The organism is Aquabacterium sp., from assembly GCF_021768455.1.
Lineage (GTDB): Bacteria > Pseudomonadota > Gammaproteobacteria > Burkholderiales > Burkholderiaceae_C > Aquabacterium.
Map to the genome: position 1 here is coordinate 51,575 of NZ_JAIZVX010000005.1, position 6,827 is coordinate 58,401.

3 protein-coding genes are annotated in these 6,827 nt (G+C 67.8%); 2 read left to right on the forward strand and 1 reads right to left on the reverse strand.

The genetic code is table 11. The features are described 5' to 3' along the window. Positions 1 to 148: 148 nt before the first annotated feature. The gene (locus QZ994_RS01480) at positions 149 to 1,918 is read left to right on the forward strand and encodes a DUF1800 domain-containing protein (RefSeq protein ID WP_290867276.1); all 1,770 of its coding nucleotides are present in this window, start codon (positions 149 to 151) and stop codon (positions 1,916 to 1,918) included. A 17-nt stretch (positions 1,919 to 1,935) separates the two neighbouring features. After that, on the forward strand, positions 1,936 to 3,519 hold the full coding sequence (locus QZ994_RS01485; protein ID WP_290867278.1) for a DUF1501 domain-containing protein: 1,584 nt from the start codon (positions 1,936 to 1,938) through the stop codon (positions 3,517 to 3,519). 27 nt (positions 3,520 to 3,546) lie between these two features. Here the strand turns inward: QZ994_RS01485 and uvrA are convergent, their stop codons facing one another. After that, positions 3,547 to 6,546, reverse strand: a complete 3,000-nt coding sequence (gene uvrA / locus QZ994_RS01490; protein ID WP_290867280.1) for an excinuclease ABC subunit UvrA — start codon at positions 6,544 to 6,546, stop codon at positions 3,547 to 3,549. Positions 6,547 to 6,827 lie beyond the last annotated feature (281 nt).

The window sequence follows — 6,827 nt, forward strand, 5'->3', positions numbered from 1 at the left end:
GGTGCTTACAGAAGAGCCCCTTTGCAGCATTTGCCCCCTGGGCGGCCGTGGCACAGTCGCCCCACGGCCAGGCCCTTGGAGAACCGGACAGCGCGCACCGCGATGCCCCGTGACCTGACCGCCCCTCGTCAGGTTCTGTGGTTTGCCCATGTCGCGCTTGCTCCCCTCCTCTCCGCGCCGATGGCTTGTGCCGCTGTGCACGGCCCTCCTGCTGACCGCCTGCGGCGGAGGTGACTCGGCCTCCTCTGGCAGCAGCGATCCGGACAGCCGCCTGAGCATCTCGGCCTCCATGCTGCCGGGCGACGACGAAGACGCCCATCGCTTCCTGACACAGGCCACCTTTGGCGCCACGCCCAGCGAGGTCGCGCGGGTCCGGAAAATCGGCTACGACAACTGGATCGACGAGCAACTCGCCTTGCCGCTGCAAAGCAGCCACCTGAGCATGGCCGAAGCCTCGGCACGCCACCGCGGCCACACCACGGTCGACGCCTACGACGTGGTCAACACCTGGTGGACCCACGCGGTGCACGACCCGGCCCAGCTGCGCCAGCGCCTGGCCTTTGCCCTGTCGGAAATCTTCGTGGTCTCGACCGTGAGCGTGGGCAATGGACGCACGGTGGCCAGCTACCTGGACATGCTCACAGAAGGCAGCAACCAGACCTACCGCCAGTTGCTGGAATCGGTGGCACTGCACCCGGCCATGGGTCAGTACCTTTCTCATCTCACGAACCGCAAGGAAGACCCGACCTCAGGCCGCGTGCCCGACGAGAACTTTGGTCGGGAGGTGATGCAGCTGTTCTCGATCGGCCTCTACCAGCTCGACAGCCAGGGCCAGCAGGTCAAGGTGGGCAACAAGCCTGTGGAGACCTACAACGCCGACGACGTGAAGGGCATGGCCAAGGTGTTCACGGGCTGGAGCTGGTTTTCGCCGCAGGCCATCCTGGCCACGGGCATCGAGACCTGGCGCTGCTTCTGGCGCGTGAACCCCTGCAAGGAAGACAGCCAGGACGTGACCGCGATGTCGCCCTATGCCAGCGAGCACTCGACCAGCGCCCGCACGGTGCTGGGCACGGCCATCGCCGCCCAAAGCGCGCCCAACCCCAAAGCCGACCTGAGCGATGCCCTGGACCGCCTGGCTCAGCACCCCAACACCGCCCCCTTCATCAGCCGCCAGCTGATCCAGCGCCTGGTGACCAGCAACCCGAGTCCTCAGTATGTGGGCGATGTGGCCGCGGTGTTCCGCAGCTCGGGCGGCAACTTCAAGGCGGTGGTGAAGGCCATCCTGCTGCACGCCGAAGCGCGCCACCCCGAGACCGTGCTGACCGACCTGAGCACCTACGGCAAGCTGCGCGAACCCGTGATCCGCCTGGCCCACCTGCTGCGCACCCTGCCGCACACCAGCAAGGCCTACACCGACAGCCAGGCCGCCGGCACCCTGCCCTTCCTCATGACGACCGACACCGACAGCAGCAGCAGCGCCCTGGGCCAAAGCCCGATGCGCTCACCCTCGGTGTTCAACTTTTTCCGCCCCGGCTACTCGCCTCCGCAAACCCGCATGGGCAATGCCAAGCTGGTGGCGCCCGAGATGCAGATCACCAACGAGACCTCGGTGGTGGCCTACGCCAACTTCGTCAGCGCCATCCTGCGCGATGGCTGGGGACAATGGCGCAGCGAGTCCAACCAGCTCGACATCCAGTTCGACACCAGCGCCTTCAACACCCAGGTCTCATCGGGCAGCAGCCTGATCGACGCGGTCGCGCAGGCCCTGCTGGGCGCCCCCCTTCCCGCCGACACCCGCGCCCTGGCCACCACCGCCCTGGACGCGATGCCCGCCAGCACCGACGGCCAAAAAAAACAGCGCATCCGCGCGGCCATCCTGTTGACCGCGGTCTCGCCCGGCTTCACGGTCCAACAATGAAGAAGGGCCTCGACACCATGCCTTCGCCCAGCCGCCGCGCGCTCCTGAAACAGATCGGCGCCTTCTCGGCCATGGGGGCGGCCGCGCCGCTGGGCATCAGCCTGAGCGCCATCACCCAGGCTGCGGCGCAGTCGGCCAGTGGCGACTACCGGGCGCTGGTCTGCGTCTTCCTCTATGGCGGCAACGACGCCTACAACACGGTGCTGGCCACGGACGCCACCTCCTGGGGGCACTACCTCAACCACCGCAACCCGCGCACCCGCGTGCCGACGGACACCGGCGCCTCGATCGCGCTGATGGCGGCCGGGACTGCGGCAGACCCCAGCGCGTCGGCGAACACGCCCGAGCGCCTGGGTGGGGTCCTGCCCATCAGCCATGTGAGCCGCCTGGCCCATGCGGGCCGCAGCTTTGCCTTCCACCCGGCCCTGGGCGACCTGCGCAACCTGCAACAAGGCGGGCGGCTCGCGGTGCTGGCCAATGTGGGACCGCTGGTCAAGCCCACGCTGAAGACCGACCTGCAGACGGCAGGCTTCCCGCAACCGGCCAAGCTCTATTCGCACAACGACCAGCAGTCGACCTGGATGTCGCTGGGGGTCGAGGGCACGGAGACGGGCTGGGCAGGCCTGATGGGCGATGTGCTGAAGTCGCGCAACGGGGTCTCGGCCGGGGCCAACATGGCGCTAATACAGCGGGCCTTCACCGGCATGTCGCCCACGGGTGCGGCGGTGTGGATGAACGGGCGCACGGTGCTGCCTTTCCAGACGGGCGCCACCAGCCTGTCGGGCCTGGGCAGCAACGGCCGGATCTACGGCAGCGCTGCCCTGCAGAGCGCGGTGGTGAACATCATGTCCTCCGCGGCCAGCACCAGCCACCTCACCCTGGATCACCAGGCCCTGGTGCAACGCGCCACCCAGGCCAATGCCCTGATTGGCAGCCAGTTGCCCCAACCGGGCGTGGCACCCTGGGGCACCGCCGGCGAGCACAACCCCTACAACGACGCCCTGCTGAAGTACACCAGCACGCAGGACGGCAGCCAGAAGACCAACCCGCTGGCCCTGCAGTTGCAGATGGTGGCCCGCCTGATCGCCACCAACGGGGCGGCCAACCTGGGCATCCAGCGGCAGTTCTTCCTCGTGGGACTGGGTGGCTTCGACAACCACGACAACCTCATCGCCAACCACGGCGAAGGCATGGCCCAGCTGAACCATGGCCTGGCCTATTTCGATCGCGTGATGCAGGCCAGCGGCCTGGGCTCGCAGGTCACGGCCTTCACGGCCTCCGACTTTGGGCGCACCTTCACCAACAACGGCGATGGCACCGACCACGGCTGGGGCGCCCACCACCTGATCATGGGCGGGGCGGTCAAGGGGGCCGATGTCTACGGCGTGTTCCCGACCTACAGCACGGCCAACAGCCAGGGTGTGTTCAGCAGCCCGCACCAGTTGCAGAACGGCGTGATGCTGCCGGGGACCTCGGTGGAACAGTACGCCTACACGCTGGGCAAGTGGATGGGGGTGTCGGCCAGCGATCTGCTGGGCATCCTGCCCAATCTGCAGAACTTCGATGTCGACACCCACGATCTGGGTTTCATGAACGCCTGAGGCCGCGCCAGGCCCCGGCGCACCGCGTCAGGCCTCGTCCAGCAGCAGCTTGAGGTAGCGGCCGGTGTGGCTGCCCGGGTGGGCGGCGATCACTTCGGGCGTGCCGGCCACCAGCATCTGGCCACCGCCGGAGCCGCCTTCGGGGCCCATGTCGATCAACCAGTCGGCGGTCTTGATGACGTCGAGGTTGTGCTCGATGACGACGATGGTGTTGCCAGCGTCGCGCAGCTGGTGCAGCACCTTGAGCAGCAGGGCGATGTCATGGAAATGCAGGCCGGTGGTGGGCTCGTCAAGGATGTAGAGCGTGCGGCCGGTGTCGCGCTTGCTGAGCTCCAGCGCCAGCTTGACGCGCTGCGCCTCGCCACCCGACAAGGTGGTCGCGCTCTGCCCCAGGCGGATGTAGCCCAGGCCCACGTCCATCAGGGTCTGCAGCTTGCGCGCGATGCTGGGCACCGCGCTGAAGTAGTCGAGCGCGGCCTCCACGGTCAGATCGAGGATCTGGTGGATGTTCTTGCCCTTGTACTGGATGTCGAGCGTCTCGCGGTTGTAGCGCTTGCCCTGGCAGACGTCGCAGGGCACGTAGACGTCAGGCAGGAAGTGCATCTCGACCTTGAGCACGCCATCGCCCTGGCAGGCCTCGCAGCGGCCACCGGCCACGTTGAAGGAAAAGCGCCCGGCCGTGTAGCCGCGCTCGCGGGCCATGGGCACATCGGCCAGCAGTTCGCGGATCGGTGTGAACAGGCCGGTGTAGGTAGCGGGGTTGCTGCGCGGCGTGCGGCCAATGGGCGACTGGTCGACGTTGATGACCTTGTCGAACAGCTCCAGGCCCTCGATCTCGTCGTGGGCCTCGGGCTCGGCGTGGCTCTGGTAAAGCTTCTTGGCCACGGCCGCGTACAGGGTGTCGTTGACCAGGGTGGATTTGCCCGAGCCGGACACGCCGGTCACGCAGGTCAGCAGGCCCACGGGGAACTCGGCGGTGACGCCCTTGAGGTTGTGGCCGCGGGCGTTGACCACGCGCAGGCGCGGGGTCTCGTCGGTGAAGGCATGGCGCTGCGCTGGCACGGCGATGCGCAGGGCACGCGCCAGGTAGCGGCCGGTGATGCTGTCGGGGTTGGCGAGGATGTCCTGCGGCGTGCCTTGCGCCAGCACGCGGCCACCATGCACACCCGCACCCGGGCCCATGTCGACCACGTGGTCCGCGGCCCGGATCATGTCCTCGTCGTGCTCGACCACGATGACGCTGTTGCCGATGTCGCGCAGGTGCTGCAGGGTGCCGATGAGGCGGTCGTTGTCGCGCTGGTGCAGGCCGATGCTGGGCTCGTCCAGCACGTACATCACGCCGGTGAGGCCCGAGCCGATCTGCGAGGCCAGGCGGATGCGCTGGGCTTCGCCGCCCGAGAGCGTGTCGGCGCTGCGGTCCAGGCTGAGGTAGTTCAGGCCCACGTCGTTCAGGAAGCGCAGGCGAGAGCGGATCTCGTTGACCACCTTGGCCGCGATCTCGGCCTTGGCGCCAATCAGGTGAAGCTGATCGAAGTAAGCCTGGGCCTCGGCCAGCGTGGCGTGGGCGATCTCGAAGATGGCCTTGGTGTCGCCCGTGTTGGCATCGAGCAGCTTGACGTGGCGGGCCTCGGTGCGCAGGCGGGTGCCATGACAGGACGGACAGGCCTTGGGTTGCTGATAGCGGGCCAGTTCTTCGCGCACGGCCGAGGAATCGGTCTCCTTGAAGCGGCGCTCGAAGTTGGGGATGATGCCTTCGAAGGGGTGGCTGCGCTTGACGCGGCGCTTCTTGCCCGAAGGGCCGTCGGCCTCGTAGATGAACTCGATGGCCTCTTCGCCCGAACCGTACAGGATGACCTGCTGGACGTGCGCGGGCAGCTCCTCAAAGGGCTGGTCGATGTCGAAATCGTAGTGCTTGCCCAGGCACTCGATCAGGCTGTAGGTGTAGGGGTTGCGGCGATCCCAGCCCTTGACGGCGCCACTGCCCAGGCTCAGCGAAGGGAAGGCGACCACGCGCAGCGGATCGAAGGCGATGACGTGGCCCAGGCCATCGCAGCTGGGGCAGGCGCCCACCGGCGAGTTGAAGGAGAACAGGCGCGGCTCGAGTTCGGCCAGCGAGTAGCTGCACACCGGACAGGCGAACTTGGCCGAGCACAGGTGCTCGGTGCCGCTGTCCATCTCGACGGCCAGGGCGCGGCCATCGGCCAGGCGCAGGGCGGCCTCGAAACTCTCGGCCAGGCGCTGGCGCAGGCCAGGGTTGCTGGCCGTGACCTCGCCGGGCAGGTCCGCGCGCACCTTGACGCGGTCGACCACCACGTCGATGTCGTGCTTCTCGTTCTTGGCCAGGGCCGGCAGCTCGTGCGCCTCAACCACCTCGCCATTGATGCGAAAGCGCACATAGCCCTGGGCCTGCATGCTGGCAAACAGGTCGGCGAACTCGCCCTTTCGGTCGCGCACCACGGGGGCCACGACCATGAGCTTGGTGTCTTCCGGCAGGGCCATGACCATGTCGACCATCTGGCTCACGCTCTGGGCCTGCAGGGGCAGCTGGTGCTCAGGGCAGAACGGCGTGCCGGCGCGGGCATAGAGCAGGCGCAGGTAGTCGTGGATCTCGGTGACCGTGCCCACGGTGGAGCGCGGGTTGTGGCTGGTGGCCTTCTGCTCGATGGAGATGGCGGGCGAGAGGCCCTCGATCACGTCGACATCGGGCTTGTCCATCAGCTGCAGGAACTGGCGGGCGTAGGCGCTCAGGCTCTCGACATAGCGACGCTGGCCCTCGGCGTAGAGGGTGTCGAAGGCCAGGCTGGATTTGCCCGAGCCCGACAGCCCCGTGATCACCACCAGGGCGTGCTTGGGGATGTCGAGGTCGATGTTCTTGAGGTTGTGCGTGCGGGCGCCGCGCACCTGGATCAGCGGGTTGTCCCAACGGGGGCGGGCCGCGCCTGCCAGGGCCCCGACGGGGGCGGCGGTGCGCAAGGCGAGCGAAAGGGGCTGACCAGACTGATCTTGGGAGGACTCGGGGGCGGACATCGGGGCAAACGCAGCAAGTAGAAGGCCCAGGCCTGGCGGCAAAAGGGCAACCGGCCATCATACGTCGGCCCCAGGGCGGCTGGCCAGCGAGGCCCATGGCCGGGCCCCAGCGTCGGGCTTGGCGCGACCCGTGATAAAAAGCGACTTGTTTGCCCCGCTGTCTCGATTTCTGTCGTGCGCCGCCACCCGCGGTGCATGGGGTACCGGTCACACGCTGGTCCCCCGGGCCTCCCCCAGGTCACACACCTGCCCAAGGCGCCTTGCGTCTGCCAGCCATGCTC

Excerpts from the sequence above, each read along its gene's own strand:
- QZ994_RS01480 (WP_290867276.1), top strand. The coding sequence starts at position 149 with ATGTCGCGCTTGCTCCCCTCCTCTCCGCGCCGATGGCTTGTGCCGCTG.
- QZ994_RS01485 (WP_290867278.1), top strand. The coding sequence starts at position 1,936 with ATGCCTTCGCCCAGCCGCCGCGCGCTCCTGAAACAGATCGGCGCCTTC.
- uvrA (WP_290867280.1), bottom strand. The coding sequence starts at position 6,546 with ATGTCCGCCCCCGAGTCCTCCCAAGATCAGTCTGGTCAGCCCCTTTCG.